Source organism: Kitasatospora sp. NPDC101183 (assembly GCF_044767945.1).
Lineage (GTDB): Bacteria > Actinomycetota > Actinomycetes > Streptomycetales > Streptomycetaceae > Kitasatospora.
Genome location: NZ_JBIWOW010000005.1, coordinates 247,394 through 260,824, shown reverse-complemented (window position 1 = coordinate 260,824; position 13,431 = coordinate 247,394). Strand labels below are relative to the sequence as shown.

The window sequence follows — 13,431 nt, the reverse complement described above, 5'->3', positions numbered from 1 at the left end:
GTCGCACACGTGCCCCTATTCTTCTCCCGATCTTGCGCGTGACCAGCACCGCAGGCGTTGCGTGGGGGGACCGCGTGAGCACGACCGATTTCCACAACGAGATACCGCGCCCGCAGGTCCGGGCCTACAGCGGGCGGGCCGTCGACCCGCGCCGCCTGGGGGTCGCCGCCCAGGTCCTGGTCGGCGCGCAGAGCGCCCTGCAGATCGTGCTCGGCCTCACCGGCGGCTCCCGGTCGGACACCTTCCGGGCGCTCGCGCCGGTCTCGTACCCCCTCTGGATCGCGACCATCGTCGTGTTCCTGTGCTGGTTCCGCCGCTGCCGCCTCAACGCCGAGGTCTTCGCCCCCGGAACGCAGAAGTTCTCCTACGGCTTCGCGGTCGGCGCCTGGTTCATCCCCCTCGCGATGTGGTGGATCCCCCGCCGGATCGCCCTGGACACCTGGCGCGCCAGCGGCCCGGCCGGCGGCAGCTGGGTGGTCGAGGCCTGGTGGGCCGCCTGGCTCGCCAAGACGCTGGGCGGCGTGATCCTCGTGTGCTTCGTCGAGGACCGCCCCACCCCGTACTCCCCCTACGACCAGGTCATGGCCGTCCTCCTGGGCGTCCTCGCCGTCCTGATGATCCGCCAACTCACCGCCCGCCAGCACGCCAAGGCCACCGGAACCCTCGCCGCCGCCCCCTTCGGCGGGCGGCCGACCTCCGCCTGAGCAACACCCCGCACACCCCTGCCCCGGCGCAGGAAGTCGGCCGGGCCGACTTCCTGCGCCGGGGCGTTTCCGGCCTTCTCCCCGTCGACGCGGGAGTTCGCCGTTCCCTTTGTCCAAAAACCTTGGGCCGCCGGAAACCGGCCCTTGGCTTTGCCTTGACCTCCTGACAGCCTGGCACATGTCGTGCTCACGCCAACCAATGGGGCTCTCCACCGGGCACGGCCCTCACCACCGAACCACCGAACCACCGACGGACTCCCGATCCACCAACGAAAGGCAGTGGAATGAAGAAACTCGCAGCCGCCGCCCTGGCCGCGGCCACGCTGGGCACGGTGCTGCTCGGCACCGCCGCCCCCGCCGTGGCGAGCTCGGGCGGGTGCATCACCGGCGACGCCTGTCTCTACTACAAGCCCGACCTCAAGGGCGCGTTCTTCGGCAAGAGCGAGGCCGGCAACTACGACGGCCGCTTCGGCGGCGGCGGGCTCGGCGACGGGGAGGTCGTGGTGAACAACGCCGCGTCCGTCTACAACCTGGACCACCGGTGGAACCTGCGGGTGCACTACCGCGAGTACAGCATCCGCAACACCGGCCCGAACCAGTACATCCCGCACGACCAGTGGGCGAACCTCGGTCCCGTGCCGTGGAACGGCGGCGGCATCGACATGCGCAACAACAACCACTCGCAGAGCTGGGAGCTCTGATCCCACCCCGACCAGGTGCAGGTGCCGGGCCCGTTCCGACGGGCCCGGCACCCGAGGAGCCCGCCATGCCGACGCCCCGCCGCCGCTCACCGGCCGTCCTGCTGCCGGCCGTCCTGCTGCCGGTTGCCCTCCTCCTCGCGGTCGGCTGCGCCGCCGAACCCGCCGCTGCCCCGGACGGGCCGCCGCCCGCCTCCCTCGCCCCGATGGAGCCGCCTCCGGTCGGGGACGTCCCCCGGCTGAGCGAGGTGAGCGGCCGGACGCTACCGATCGAGGAGTACCTGCTGAGCGGTGAGCAGTTCCGGCAGTACGACCGGGCGCAGGCCACCCTGGTCACGCGCTGCGTCCGCGGCTTCGGCCTGGACTACCCCGGGCCCGCCACCGCGAACACCGAGGCCGGCGCCCTCGCCACCGAGACCCAGACCACCCACCGGTACGACCCGGTCGAACTGTCCGACGTGTCCGCGCACGGCTACCACGCGCCTGACCCGTCCGCCGGGAGGAAGCCCTCCGACGTCCCCTCACTGAGCCCCGACGTCACCACCGTGCTCGGCACCGGCCTCGGCCCCGGAGGGAGGCCGGCCCCCGGCTCCGCCGCCGCCTTCCACGGGCGGGACCTTCCTCCCGGCGGCTGCATCGGCGCCGCCCAGCGGGAGTTGACCGCGCACGGCGGCACCGGCCGGGACTCCGACGTCGCGGTGGGGATCAACTACGAGGGCTTCGAACGCTCGAAGGCGGACCCCCGCGTGCGGGCCGTCTTCCGGGACTGGTCGCGCTGCATGGCGGAGCACGGCCACGACTACCCCACTCCCGGGGACGCCCTCAAGGACCCCCGGTGGGCGACGAACCCCTCCCCGTCCGCCGAGGAGATCTCCACCGCCACGGCGGACGTCCGGTGCAAGGAGGGCAGCAACGTGGTGGGCGTCTGGTTCACCGTCGAGACGGCGTACGAGGAGGAGCTGATCCGCCGCCACCAGCGGGAGCTGGACGCCGCGAAGGCCGCCAACGAGGCCATGCTCGACACCGCCCGCGCCGTCGTCACCCCGTAGGCACTCCGGTGGCGCCGGCGGCTTCGTCGTACGCGGCGCGGGCGGTGGTGATGTCGCCCCGGTGGCGCTCCGCCCAGCCGACGAGGCCGGCGAGGGAGGCGTGGAGCTCGCGGGCCATGGGCGTGAGGGTGTACTCGACCTTGGGCGGCACGGTCGGGTAGACCGTCCGCACGAGCAGCCCGTCGCGCTCCAGCTTGCGCAGGTTGAGGGTGAGCATCCGGCGGCTGATGCCCGTGATGGCGCGCTCCAGCTCGGTGAACCGGACGGGCCCGTGCGCGGCGGCGACGAGGATGCCGATGCTCCACTTGCCCGCGACGTGGTCGAGGACCTCGGTGAGCGGGCACGCGTGGTTGCTGACCTGCTCGGACACGCTGACCTGGTCGGACACATCGGTGTGACGGTGTGACAAGAAAGTTCCTCCTTCCGTGGAGCTCGATGGTTACAGAGGATGGCCGCTGTAACAAATCGTGCACCTTTGGAAGGGGGCCTCCATGCCCGGAATGCCCAGAACCGACACCGCCTCCGGAACCGGACGCTGGTCCGCCCTGGCCGTCCTCTGCGCCGGGCAGCTGATGGTCATCCTCGACGGCACCATCGTCAACGTGGCCCTGCCGTCCATCCAGCACAGCCTCGGCTTCTCGCCCTCCGGCCTCGGCTGGGTGGTCAACGCCTACCTCGTCCCCTTCGGCGGCCTGCTGCTGCTCGCCGGACGGCTCGGCGACCTCGTCGGACGCAAGCGCGTCTTCCTCGCCGGCCTGGCGCTCTTCACCGCCGCCTCACTCCTGTGCGGCCTCTCCCAGAGCCCCACCGAACTGCTCGCCTCCCGCTTCCTCCAGGGCGTCGGCGGCGCGGTGACCTCGGCCGTCACCCTCGGCATGGTCGTGACGCTGTTCCCCCGGCCGAAGGAGCGGGCGAAGGCGATCGGCGTCTACAGCTTCGTCCAGTCCGCCGGAGGCTCGCTGGGCCTGCTCGCGGGCGGCGCGCTGACGCAGAGTGTCGGCTGGCACTGGATCTTCGTCGTCAACCTCCCGGTCGGCCTGGTCGCCCTGCTGGCCGCCTCGCGGGTGCTCGCGCCCGAGCGGGGCCTCGGCCTCGGCCGGGGGCCCGACGTCCTGGGCGCGCTGCTGGTCACCTCCGCGCTGATGCTCGGCGTCTACACGATCGTCGAGACCGGCGACCACGGCTGGGCCTCGGCCCACACCCTCGGCTGCGGCCTCGCCGCGCTCCTCCTGCTCGCGGGCTTCCTCGCCCGCCAGGCGCGGGCGAGCCACCCGCTGCTGCCGCTGCGCGTGTTCCGCTCGCGTGACGTCTCCGGGGCGCTGGGCATCCAAGTCCTCATGATCGCTGGGGTGTTCAGCTTCCAGTTCCTGTGCGTCCTCTACCTCCAGAAGGTGCTGGGCTTCGACGAGATGAGCACCGGCCTGGGCATCTTCCCGGTCTCCGTCGCGATCGGCGCCCTGTCCCTGGGCCTCTCGCCGAGGCTGATCGCGCGCTTCGGCCCCCGCGCCGTGCTCCTGCCCGGCCTCGGCCTGATCGCGGCCGGTCTCGCCGTCCTGGGCCGCGTCCCGGCCGGGGGGAGCTACGTGACGGACGTGCTGCCCGCGCTGCTGCCGCTCGGGGTGGGCTTCGGCCTGGCGATGCCCTCGCTGGCCACCCTCGCGATGTCGGCGGCCACCCCGGAGGACTCCGGGATCGCCTCCGGCATGTTCAACACCGTGCAGCAGATCGGCGCCGCCTTCGGCCTCGCCGTCCTCAGCACCCTCGCCAACGCCCGTACGGACGCCCTGCTCGGCGGCGGGGCGGGCACGGCCTCCGCCCTCACCGGCGGGTACCAGCTCGCCTTCCGCATCGGCGCCGGGCTCGTCGCCCTCGCCCTCCTCCTCACGGCCGCCCTGCTCCGCTCCCCCGCACCGGAACCCGCGACCGCACCGGAGCCGGAAGCCGTGCCTAGCCACCGCCCGTAGACAGCCCGTCAACGACGCCGTCCATCCCCCGTCCACGGCCCCGCGCCAGAGTCCCTCCCGAGCGCCGCACCGGACAACACCCCGGCCGGCGCGAAGGACCGAAGGACTGCAGGACCGAGGAAGGGACGAACAACGATGAGGACCCACATCCGCAAGCGCCACGTGCTCGGCGCCCTGGCGGCGGCCGCGATCGCGGTCACCATGATGCCGGGGACGGCCTCCGCCAGCGGCAGCAGCACGATCAGCGTGTTCAACAGCAGCAAGTGCCTGGACGTCCAGGGCGGCAACACGGGCAACGGCACCCCGGTGCAGATCTACTCCTGCAACGGCACCGCCTCCCAGTGGTGGGCCACCACCGACAAGCCGGACGGGATCGGCATGACGGTCTCCGCCCTCGGCAAGTGTCTGGACGTCACCGCGAGCGGCACGACGGACGGCACCAAGGTCCAGCTGTGGGACTGCAACGGCAGCGACGCCCAGCGCTGGGTCCGCTACGAGGGCAACGTCCTCATCAACCCGCAGTCCAACAAGTGCCTGGACGTCCCCGGCGGCGTCGCCCAGGACGGCAACCAGGTGCAGATCTACACCTGCAACTACACGGCGTCGCAGCAGTGGTCCTTCTCGTCGCCGCGTCTCGCGCACAGCGGCTGAGCACCACACCGCCACCCAGGAGCGGCCCGTCACTCCCCCGTACGGGCCGCTCCGCCGCGCAAACCACATGACCTGCGCGCCCGCCACCAGCGACAATGGCGCATGCTGACCGACCACTGGCCCCTCATGGGGCTGCGCCTGACCACGCCCCGCCTGGAGCTGCGGCTGCCCGGCGACGAGGAGTTGGCCGCCCTCGCCGACCTCGCCGCCGAGGGGTTCCACGACCCCGACCGGATGCCCTTCGTCGTCCCGTGGACGGACCTGCCCCCGGCCGAGCGCGCCCGGTCCGTCGTCCAGCACCACTGGCTGCGCCGCGGCGACTGGACGCCCGGGAACTGGGCCCTGAACCTCACGGTCCTCGAGGAGGGCCGCGTCGTCGGCCTCCAGACCGTCATGGCCAGGGACTTCGCCGTCCTCCGCGAGGTCGAGACCGCCTCCTGGCTCGGCACCCGCCACCAGGGCCGGGGCATCGGCACCGAGATGCGCGCCGCCGTCCTCCACCTCGCCTTCGCCGGCCTCGGCGCCCAGGAGGCCCGCTCGGGCGCCTTCGCGCACAACGACTCCTCCTACGCCGTCTCCCGCAAGCTCGGCTACCTCCCCGACGGCATCGATCGCTACGCCGTCCGGGGCCGCCCGGAGACCAACCGCCGCCTGCGCCTCACCCGCGCCGACTGGGAGTCCCACCGCACCGTCCAGGTCTCGATCGCCGGACTGCCGCCCTGCCTCCCCCTGTTCGGCGCCCAGGAACCCCCGCCCACCGGCGACGCGTAGCCCGGGCCCGTCCCCCGCGTGGGTGAGTCGGGACGTTCCCCGGGCGGATGCCGGGGTCGGGCTCCGCGCGGGAGGGTCGGGGTGTCGGAAGTCGCCAACTCGCGTCCGGGAGAACCGCCATGGCCTCGCACACGATCCTCGCCCGTCTGCACGGTCGGCCGGTGGCGGGGGTGCCCCGGTGGGCGGTGTGGGCCGCGTACGCCGTCTCGCTCGCCGTGGTGCCGGCCGGGCTGTGGCGCATCCTGGCCGTCGACCTGCGGGTGCCGCTGATGGACGTGCCGCCGGACGCGCCCCCGCCGCCGGACTGGTTCGGCGGGGAGTGGTGGTACGTGATCGGGCTGAGCGTGGCCGGCGAGCTGCTGGCGTTCCTGGCGATCGGGCTGGTCAGCGGGTGGGGTGAGGTGTGGCCGAGGTGGGTGCCGGGGCTGGGCGGGCGGCGGGTGCCGTTGCCGGCGGCGGTGGTGCCGGCCGGGTTCGGGGCGGCGGTCAACACCGTGCTGTGGTCGTACGGGATGGTGATGGTCAGCCTCGGCCGGCGGGTCGACGGGAGCGGCGCCATCGGCCTGCACACGGGCGGGTGGCGGCAGGTCGTCTTCCTCGCGGCGTACTGGCCGCTGGCCGTCTGGGGCCCGCTGCTGGGGGTGCTGACGGTGCACTACTACCGCCGTCGTCGCCGTACCGAGAGCGTTCACAGCGCCGAGGGCGTTCGCTGAACCGAACGATCAGATGGCAGAACGATCAGGCGACAGGGTGAACCCCGTCCTCCAGGTGCAGCCGCTGCTCGGCCCGGTGCTGGAGCAGCAGCACCGAGCGCACCGGCTCCCCGCCCAGGGCGGTGTACGCGTGCGGGAGCGCCGCGTCGAAGCCGACGTAGTCGCCGGGGCCGAGCTCCAGCTCCCGCCCGTCGACCCGCACCCCGAGCCGTCCGCCCTGGACGATGGTGTGCTCGGTGCCGCCGTGGCCCCCGGACTCCTGCGGGGCGCCCGTGCGCACCAGCTGGTCGTAGACCTCGAACAGGGCGTCCCCGCAGTCGATCCGGCGCAGCGGCCGCAGGTCGACGCCCTGCCCGCTGAGCACCTGGGCGTCCGCCGCCCGCACCACCGTGACCTCGCCGGCGGGCCGGGCCTCGACCAGGTCGGAGATCGGCACCCCGAGGACCCGGGAGAGGCCGAGCACCGTCTCCAGGGTGGGGTTGCCGGCGCCGGACTCCAGCTGGGAGAGCGTCGCCTTGCCGATGCCGGCGCGGCGGGACAGCTCGGAGAGGGAGAGCCCGTGCTCGGCCCGCACCCGCTTGAGGTTCGCCGCGAGGACGCCCTTCACCGAGTTCTCGGAGTCGTTCACGCTCGACCTCTTCTCTCCGCGCACTGTTCGCTATACCGTACGGACCGAATGGTTCGTCTGCCGCACAGGCAGGCAGGTCAGCGTAGCGAAACGCGCCGCAGTCACCACCCTCCTCCCTCCTCAGGAGACGCAGAATGACCGAGACGGGCACCCCTGCCACCCCGCCCATCAAATACCGCAAGAACGGCCTCACCCGCGGCGTGACCGACGAGCTGGCCGAGAGCATGAAGCACGGCTGGGCCGACACCGAGCGCCGCGACCTGGAGCCGATCCCGCAGGCCGCGCACACCGCCCGCCGCCGCGCCGAGCTGTCGGCCGCGTACCCGGGCGAGCTGCTGGTCATCCCGGCCGGCACCCCCAAGGTGCGGGCGAACGACTGCGACTACGCCTTCCGCCCCTCCTCCGACTACGTCTACCTGACGGGCGACCTCTCCCAGGACGCCGTCCTCGTCCTGGAGCCCGCGGGCGAGAGCGGCCACACCGCCGTCGCCTACCTGCGCGGCCGTTCCGTCGTCGAGAACGGCGAGTTCTGGCTCGACAACCACGGCGAGCTGTGGGACGGCCGCCGCAACGGCCTCGCCGAGAACGAGCTCCTCCTCGGCCTGCCCTGTCGCGACGTGCGCACCCTGACCGCCGACCTGGCCGGCGCGAGCGCCCCCGTCCGCCTGCTGCGCGGTCACGACGCGGGCGTGCAGAGCGCCCTGGAGGGCCGCCTCGACGCCGAGCGGGACGCGGAGTTCGAGATCCACCTCTCCGGACTGCGCCTGGTCAAGGACGAGTTCGAGATCGCCGAGCTGCGCTTCGCCTGCGAGGCCACCGCCCGCGGCTTCGAGGACGTCGTCCGTGTCCTCGGCACCGACACGCCCACCCCCGAGCGCCTGATCGAGGGCACCTTCTTCGTCCGCGCCCGCCTGGAGGGCAACGACGTCGGCTACAGCACCATCGCCGCCGCCGGGGCGCACGCCACCACCCTGCACTGGGTGCGCAACAACGGCCAGGCCCTCCCGGGGGACCTCCTGCTGCTCGACGCGGGCGTGGAGACCAACCGCCTCTACACCGCCGACGTCACCCGCACCCTCCCGGTCGGCGGCCGCTTCACCGAGCTGCAGCGCAAGGTCTACGACGCCGTGTACGACGCCCAGGAGGCGGGCATCGCGGCCGTGCGGCCGGGCGCCGACTTCCGCGACTTCCACCACGCCGCCCAGCGCACCCTCGCCGAACACCTCACCTCCTGGGGCCTGTTCGGCGACCTGAGCGCCGACAAGGTGTACGAGCTCGGCCTGCACCGCCGCTTCACCCTGGCCGGCACCGGCCACATGCTGGGCCTGGACGTGCACGACTGCGCCCACTCCCGTACGGAGGAGCACGTCGACGGCCCGCTCAAGGCCGGCATGGTCCTCACCGTCGAGCCGGGGATCTACTTCCAGGAGAACGACCTGACCGTCCCCGAGGAGTACCGGGGCATCGGCGTGCGCATCGAGGACGACATCCTCGTCACCGAGGACGGCAGCGAGAACCTCTCGGCGGGCCTGCCGCGCCGCTCGGACGAGGTCGAGGCCTGGCTGGCCGAACTCCGTTAGCTCTCCGGGAGCGGCTTGACCCACCGGCTCCACTGCGGCTCCGGGTGGTAGCCGGCGGCCTGCCAGGTGCGGTGGCCGAGGGCGTTGTCGTCCAGCACCATCGCGTCGGCCCGGCGGCCGCCGAGGGCGGTGAACCGCTCCTCGGCGGCCGCGAGCAGGGCCGCGCCGATGCCCCGGCGGCGGTGGTCGGGGTCGACGGCGAGGCGGTAGAGGTGGCAGCGCCAGCCGTCCCAGCCCGCGATGACGGTGCCGACCGGGCGGCCCGGGTCCCCGGCCGGGGCGGCGACGATCAGGCAGTGCGGGTCGCGGGCGAGCAGCGCGGCCACGCCCGCCTCGTCGTCGGTGATGCTGGCGCCCTTGGCGGCGCGCGCCCAGAGGGCGAGCAGGGCGGGGATCTCGTCGGGGGTGGCGGGTCGGATCACGATCTCGTCGGTCATGGCGGCCTGTTCTAGCAGGCCGCCGCCCCGGTCCGCCCGGAATTCCGTACCGTGGTCGGCCGGGCCCGGCCCGGTCAGCCCAGCCGCCACACGGTGGTGGTCTTCACGGAGGTGTCCTCCAGGTCCGCGACCACCGGCACCCGGTACGCGGCGACGGCGGTGAACCGCTCGCGCGGCAGGTAGGCGCGCCCGGGGTCGCCGACGATCACGGTGGCGCCGCGCGCCACGGCCCGCTCCAGGAACGGCAGGAAGCGGGCGGCCATCTCCCGCTCGTAGAAGACGTCCCCGGCGAGCACCACCTCGGCGGGCGCGCCGTCCCCGTCGACCAGGTCGACGAGGTCGGCCTCCACCCGCACCCCGTTGGCCTCGGCGTTCAGCCCGATCGAGGCGACGGCGTAGGCGTCGATCTCGGCGGCGCCCACCGCCCGGGCCCCGCGCAGCGCGGCGGCGATCCCGACCAGCCCGGAGCCCGCGGCGATGTCCAGCACCGCGCGCCCGTCGACGAGTTCGGGGTTGTCCAGGACGTACCGGGCGACGGCGACGCCGCCCGCCCAGGCAAAGGCCCAGAACGGCGGCGGCAGCCCGGCCTCCCCGCGCGCCCGTTCCGTCCGCTCCCACAGCGCGATGGCGTCCTCGGCCATGTGCAGGCTGATCTCGGGGACGAACGGGACGGGTTTCAGCTCGGTCGCGCTCCGGATGAAGTCCAGGTCGGACACCGGCTGGTGAGGGGTGCGCAGCTCACTCGGCATGCCCCGCAGCATAGGCCCCACGGGCGGGCGCCCGCGCACGCTGCGTGGCCGCCCGGGCACCGGGCCGGGGCTGGACTCCGCCGGCGCCTTGCGTCTACATTGCTGTAGTCGCCGGAGGCGCGCGTGTCCTCTCCCCGGACGGCCGCCCGCCTCCGGCGCCCGACCCCGTGCGGGCGTCAACTCCGCTCGTCCACCACGCGCTTGATCTTCCCGACCGAGCGCTCCAGCACGTACGGGTCGACCACCTCCACCTCGACGCTGACGCCCACCCCGTCCTTCACCGCCCGGACGACCTCCGCCCGCGCCGCCTCCCGCAGCCCCGTCGGCGCCTCCGGGCGGGCCTCCACCCGCACCGTCAGGTGGTCCATCCGCCCGCGCGTGGTCAGCCGCAGCTGGAAGTGCGGCGCCACCCCGGCCGTGCGCAGCAGGATCTCCTCGATCTGGGTCGGGAAGAGGTTCACCCCGCGCAGGATGATCATGTCGTCGCTGCGCCCGGTGACCTTCTCCATCCGCCGGAACGCCGGGCGGGCGGTGCCGGGCAGCAGCCGGCTGAGGTCGCGGGTGCGGTAGCGGACGACGGGCAGGGCCTCCTTGGTGAGGGTGGTGAAGACCAGTTCGCCGCCGACGCCCTCGGGCAGCACCTCGTCGGTGAAGGGGTCGACGACCTCGGGGTAGAAGTGGTCCTCCCAGATGTGCAGGCCGTCCTTGGTCTCCACGCACTCCTGCGCGATGCCGGGGCCGACCACCTCCGAGAGGCCGTAGATGTCGACGGCGTGCAGGTCGAGGCGGTCCTCGATCTCGCTGCGCATCTCCTCCGTCCAGGGCTCGGCGCCGAAGATGCCGATGCGCAGCGAGGTGCCGCGCGGGTCGACGCCCTGGCGCTCGAACTCGTCGAGCAGGGTGAGGAGGTAGGAGGGGGTGACCATGATGATCTCGGGCCGGAAGTCCTGGATCAGCTGCACCTGGCGGGCGGTCATGCCGCCACTGGCGGGGATGACGGTGCAGCCGGCCCGCTCGGCGCCGTAGTGGGCGCCGAGGCCGCCGGTGAACAGACCGTAGCCGTACGCGATGTGCACCTTGTCGCCCGGGCGCCCGCCGGCGGCGCGGATCGAGCGGGCGACGACGTCGGCCCACATCGAGAGGTCGCCGTCGGTGTAGCCGACGACGGTGGGGCGGCCGGTGGTGCCGCTGGAGGCGTGGAGGCGGCGGACCTTCTCCATGGGGACGGCGAACATGCCGAAGGGGTAGCCCTCGCGCAGGTCGGCCTTGGTGGTGAAGGGGAAGCGGGCGAGGTCGGCGAGGGTGCGGCAGTCCTCGGGGCGGACGCCGGCGGCGTCGAACCTGCGGCGGTAGAGCTCGACGTTGTCGTACGCGTGGCGCAGCGTGGCGCGGAGGCGGGTGAGCTGGTGGGCGCGCAGCTCCTCGGGGCTCATGCGCTCGCCGGCGTCGAGGAGGGCGGGCGGGAGGGGCTCCCCGAGGCGGCGGGGCGCGGGCTGCTCAGGGGTGCTGCCGGTCATCGTCGCTCAGCTCCTTCGGAGGCTCCTTCGGCACCGGCTCCAGCACCGACTTCGACACCGACCGAACGTTCGGCCAGAAGCCCACGGCCAGGTAACCCACCCCCGCACCCGCCTGTCAAGACCTCCGACCACCGTTCCGGAATGTGAGGTTCCGGCAACTTCGCGTCAAGTCCTCCCCTAGGCTTGGTTGGCCGATATGAAAATCATTACGGAAGTTTGACCGACGCACGGCCTCTCCCGGCCCGACCGCATGGTTCAGTGGTGCGGCTTCTCCCCTGCACCCCGGAGTGAACACCGTGTCCTCGTCCTCCTCCCTGGTCAGCGCGCTGCGCGACCTCGGCGACCGGCCCGCCGTCGTCGCCGAAGGCCGCGCGATCAGCGGCATCGGCCTGCTGCTCGGCGTCTCCCCGCCCGGCGGCCTGCCCAAGGCCCTGGCCGAGCGGGTCGCCGAACACGCCGCGCTCGCGCCCTCCGCCGCCCGCACCGCCGAGGCGCGGCTGCGGCACTGGGCCGGCGTCCTCGGCCCGCCGCCCATACGGCACACCGTGCTGCACCCGGCCACCGACCTCGCCGTCGAACTCGCCCTCGCCACCCTGCTCGCCGGCGGCACCGTCCACTGCGGCGACCCCGAGCAGCAGCCCGACGAGCAGCTCGCCGCACTCGCCGCCACCGGCACCACCCACCTCAGCCTGCCGTCCCCGCTGCTGTGGCGGCTCAGCGGCCGCCCCGGCCTCGACGACCACGACCTCGGCGCCCTGCGGCTGATCCTGCACGTCGGCCCCGAGCCCCGGCAGGACGACGTCTACGCCGCCGTCGACGCCCTCGGCGCCGTCCTCGCCCACGTCCGCGCCCCCAAGAGCGAGGACGAGGCCGCCGACCACCGGCTGCGCACCGACGCGGAGGCCGCCGAGGCCGCCGCCTGGAAGCACACCATCGGCCTGACCGCCGACCAGACCCGCGCCTTCGGCGCCCACCTCGACCACGCCGTCCTCGCCTCCCTCCTGCTGACCCTCCAGCAGGCCGGCGTCCTCACCGACCCCGACCACGGCCACACCGAGGCCGAGATCCTCGCCGCCGCCCTCGTCACCCCCGCCGAACGCCCCCGGGTCGCCAACTGGCTGGACGCCCTCGCCCGCCACGGCCTGATCGCCCGCCGGGGCCCCCTGTTCCACGGCGCCCCGCCCCTCGCCGCCACCGACACCCGCGACGCCTGGCGCCTCGCCGCCGAGGCCTGGGCCGACGGCCTCGGCCCCGCCGCCGCCCTGGACCGCGTCCGCCGCGGCACCGCCCGCCTGCCCCGCCTCGTCACCGGCGAGGAGGCGCCCCGGCCGTACGCCGCCCCCGTCCGCCGGGCCGCCGCCCGCGGCTACCTCGGCACGGCGCTCGGCGCCCTGGTGCGCAGCAGCGCCGAGGCCCACGACGGGCCGCAGCCGCTGCGCGTCCTCGAACTCGACCGCGAGGGCGTGGAGACCACCGTCGCCCGCGCCCTGGCCGGCCGCCCGCGCCGCCACAGCGAGCACCACCTCGCCCCCGACGGCGGGCGCTACGACGTGGTCGTGGCCACCGCCACCGGACGGCCCGAGGAGGAGGCCGCCGCCCTCGTCGGCCTGCTCGCCCCCGGCGGACGGCTCCTGCTGCTCGCCCCCGTCGCCGAGCAGCTGGACCTGCTGGTCACCGGAGACGCGCGCGCAGTGCCCGCCGAACCGGCCTCCGCGTGGCGCGCGGCGCTCGCCGCGGCCGGCTGCCCGCAGGTCGTCACCCTGCCCGGGGAGGGCCACCCGACGGGGCCGCTGGGGCAGGGGCTGTTCGTCGCCCGGGCGGGGTGACGGGCGGCGGCGTCCTCCCAGGTCAGCGCCCTCGCCCCGGCCCCCGTACCCCAACCGCGTGGCCGTCCGGTGAAGCCCGGATCACGCACTGCCACCCGATCCGTACCATTTCGATACCGAAGCCCGGATGAGCTGCGGGAATCC

Annotated in this window: 14 protein-coding genes; 9 read left to right on the top strand and 5 right to left on the bottom strand. The window is 74.0% G+C overall.

Features of this window, described 5'->3' with window-relative positions:
* Window positions 1-74 precede the first annotated feature (74 nt).
* From ACIRRS_RS08750 to ACIRRS_RS08740, 3 genes are all read left to right on the top strand, one after another.
* Window positions 75-704 carry a DUF4328 domain-containing protein gene (locus ACIRRS_RS08750; RefSeq protein ID WP_402966854.1) on the top strand — a complete coding sequence of 210 codons (630 nt, stop codon included), beginning with the start codon at window positions 75-77 and terminating at the stop codon, window positions 702-704.
* A 284-nt stretch (window positions 705-988) separates the two neighbouring features.
* Window positions 989-1,405, top strand: a complete 417-nt coding sequence (locus ACIRRS_RS08745; protein ID WP_402966852.1) for a hypothetical protein — start codon at window positions 989-991, stop codon at window positions 1,403-1,405.
* A gap of 65 nt (window positions 1,406-1,470) precedes the next feature.
* Window positions 1,471-2,451: a hypothetical protein gene (locus ACIRRS_RS08740; RefSeq protein ID WP_402966850.1), complete on the top strand. Its 981-nt coding sequence runs from the start codon at window positions 1,471-1,473 to the stop codon at window positions 2,449-2,451.
* Here the strand turns inward: ACIRRS_RS08740 and ACIRRS_RS08735 are convergent.
* Entirely contained in the window at window positions 2,441-2,860 is a 420-nt protein-coding gene (locus tag ACIRRS_RS08735; protein WP_402966848.1) for a winged helix-turn-helix transcriptional regulator, read from the bottom strand. The genes ACIRRS_RS08740 and ACIRRS_RS08735 overlap by 11 nt on opposite strands.
* Window positions 2,861-3,023: 163 nt before the next feature.
* Here ACIRRS_RS08735 and ACIRRS_RS08730 point away from each other — a divergent pair, with 163 nt between their 5' ends.
* The 4 genes from ACIRRS_RS08730 (at window position 3,024) to ACIRRS_RS08715 (ending at window position 6,550) form a co-directional block, all read left to right on the top strand.
* Complete coding sequence (locus tag ACIRRS_RS08730) at window positions 3,024-4,415, top strand: MFS transporter (protein WP_402967057.1); 1,392 nt, start codon at window positions 3,024-3,026, stop codon at window positions 4,413-4,415.
* Between the two features lie 135 nt (window positions 4,416-4,550).
* On the top strand, window positions 4,551-5,066 hold the full coding sequence (locus ACIRRS_RS08725) for a ricin-type beta-trefoil lectin domain protein (RefSeq protein WP_402966846.1): 516 nt from the start codon (window positions 4,551-4,553) through the stop codon (window positions 5,064-5,066).
* A 102-nt stretch (window positions 5,067-5,168) separates the two neighbouring features.
* The gene (locus ACIRRS_RS08720; RefSeq protein ID WP_402966844.1) at window positions 5,169-5,837 is read left to right on the top strand and encodes a GNAT family N-acetyltransferase; all 669 of its coding nucleotides are present in this window, start codon (window positions 5,169-5,171) and stop codon (window positions 5,835-5,837) included.
* A gap of 119 nt (window positions 5,838-5,956) precedes the next feature.
* Complete coding sequence (locus ACIRRS_RS08715; protein WP_402966842.1) at window positions 5,957-6,550, top strand: hypothetical protein; 594 nt, start codon at window positions 5,957-5,959, stop codon at window positions 6,548-6,550.
* A gap of 25 nt (window positions 6,551-6,575) precedes the next feature.
* Here the strand turns inward: ACIRRS_RS08715 and ACIRRS_RS08710 are convergent, their stop codons facing one another.
* Window positions 6,576-7,178, bottom strand: a complete 603-nt coding sequence (locus ACIRRS_RS08710; RefSeq protein WP_402966840.1) for a helix-turn-helix domain-containing protein — start codon at window positions 7,176-7,178, stop codon at window positions 6,576-6,578.
* A gap of 134 nt (window positions 7,179-7,312) precedes the next feature.
* Between ACIRRS_RS08710 and ACIRRS_RS08705 the strand changes: the two genes are divergently transcribed.
* On the top strand, window positions 7,313-8,758 hold the full coding sequence (locus ACIRRS_RS08705; protein ID WP_402966838.1) for an aminopeptidase P family protein: 1,446 nt from the start codon (window positions 7,313-7,315) through the stop codon (window positions 8,756-8,758).
* Here the strand turns inward: ACIRRS_RS08705 and ACIRRS_RS08700 are convergent.
* The 3 genes from ACIRRS_RS08700 to paaK all read right to left on the bottom strand — a co-directional run bounded on the left by ACIRRS_RS08700 (window position 8,755) and on the right by paaK (window position 11,461).
* Complete coding sequence (locus ACIRRS_RS08700) at window positions 8,755-9,195, bottom strand: GNAT family N-acetyltransferase (RefSeq protein WP_402966836.1); 441 nt, start codon at window positions 9,193-9,195, stop codon at window positions 8,755-8,757. The genes ACIRRS_RS08705 and ACIRRS_RS08700 overlap by 4 nt on opposite strands.
* A 74-nt stretch (window positions 9,196-9,269) precedes the next feature.
* Window positions 9,270-9,944 (bottom strand): class I SAM-dependent methyltransferase, encoded by a 675-nt coding sequence (locus tag ACIRRS_RS08695; RefSeq protein WP_402966834.1) that lies wholly within the window; start codon window positions 9,942-9,944, stop codon window positions 9,270-9,272.
* A 176-nt stretch (window positions 9,945-10,120) separates the two neighbouring features.
* Window positions 10,121-11,461: a phenylacetate--CoA ligase PaaK gene (paaK, locus tag ACIRRS_RS08690; RefSeq protein ID WP_402966832.1), complete on the bottom strand. Its 1,341-nt coding sequence runs from the start codon at window positions 11,459-11,461 to the stop codon at window positions 10,121-10,123.
* Window positions 11,462-11,757: 296 nt separating this feature from the next.
* On the opposite strand from paaK, the gene ACIRRS_RS08685 reads away from it, so the two are divergent.
* A complete protein-coding gene (locus tag ACIRRS_RS08685) occupies window positions 11,758-13,287 on the top strand; it encodes a hypothetical protein (RefSeq protein WP_402966830.1) in 1,530 nt (509 codons plus the stop codon).
* Window positions 13,288-13,431 lie beyond the last annotated feature (144 nt).

Excerpts from the sequence above, each read along its gene's own strand:
- ACIRRS_RS08745 (WP_402966852.1), top strand. The coding sequence starts at position 989 with ATGAAGAAACTCGCAGCCGCCGCCCTGGCCGCGGCCACGCTGGGCACG.
- ACIRRS_RS08740 (WP_402966850.1), top strand. The coding sequence starts at position 1,471 with ATGCCGACGCCCCGCCGCCGCTCACCGGCCGTCCTGCTGCCGGCCGTC.
- ACIRRS_RS08730 (WP_402967057.1), top strand. The coding sequence starts at position 3,024 with ATGGTCATCCTCGACGGCACCATCGTCAACGTGGCCCTGCCGTCCATC.
- ACIRRS_RS08725 (WP_402966846.1), top strand. The coding sequence starts at position 4,551 with ATGAGGACCCACATCCGCAAGCGCCACGTGCTCGGCGCCCTGGCGGCG.
- ACIRRS_RS08720 (WP_402966844.1), top strand. The coding sequence starts at position 5,169 with ATGCTGACCGACCACTGGCCCCTCATGGGGCTGCGCCTGACCACGCCC.
- ACIRRS_RS08715 (WP_402966842.1), top strand. The coding sequence starts at position 5,957 with ATGGCCTCGCACACGATCCTCGCCCGTCTGCACGGTCGGCCGGTGGCG.
- ACIRRS_RS08705 (WP_402966838.1), top strand. The coding sequence starts at position 7,313 with ATGACCGAGACGGGCACCCCTGCCACCCCGCCCATCAAATACCGCAAG.
- ACIRRS_RS08700 (WP_402966836.1), bottom strand. The coding sequence starts at position 9,195 with ATGACCGACGAGATCGTGATCCGACCCGCCACCCCCGACGAGATCCCC.
- ACIRRS_RS08695 (WP_402966834.1), bottom strand. The coding sequence starts at position 9,944 with ATGCCGAGTGAGCTGCGCACCCCTCACCAGCCGGTGTCCGACCTGGAC.
- paaK (WP_402966832.1), bottom strand. The coding sequence starts at position 11,461 with ATGACCGGCAGCACCCCTGAGCAGCCCGCGCCCCGCCGCCTCGGGGAG.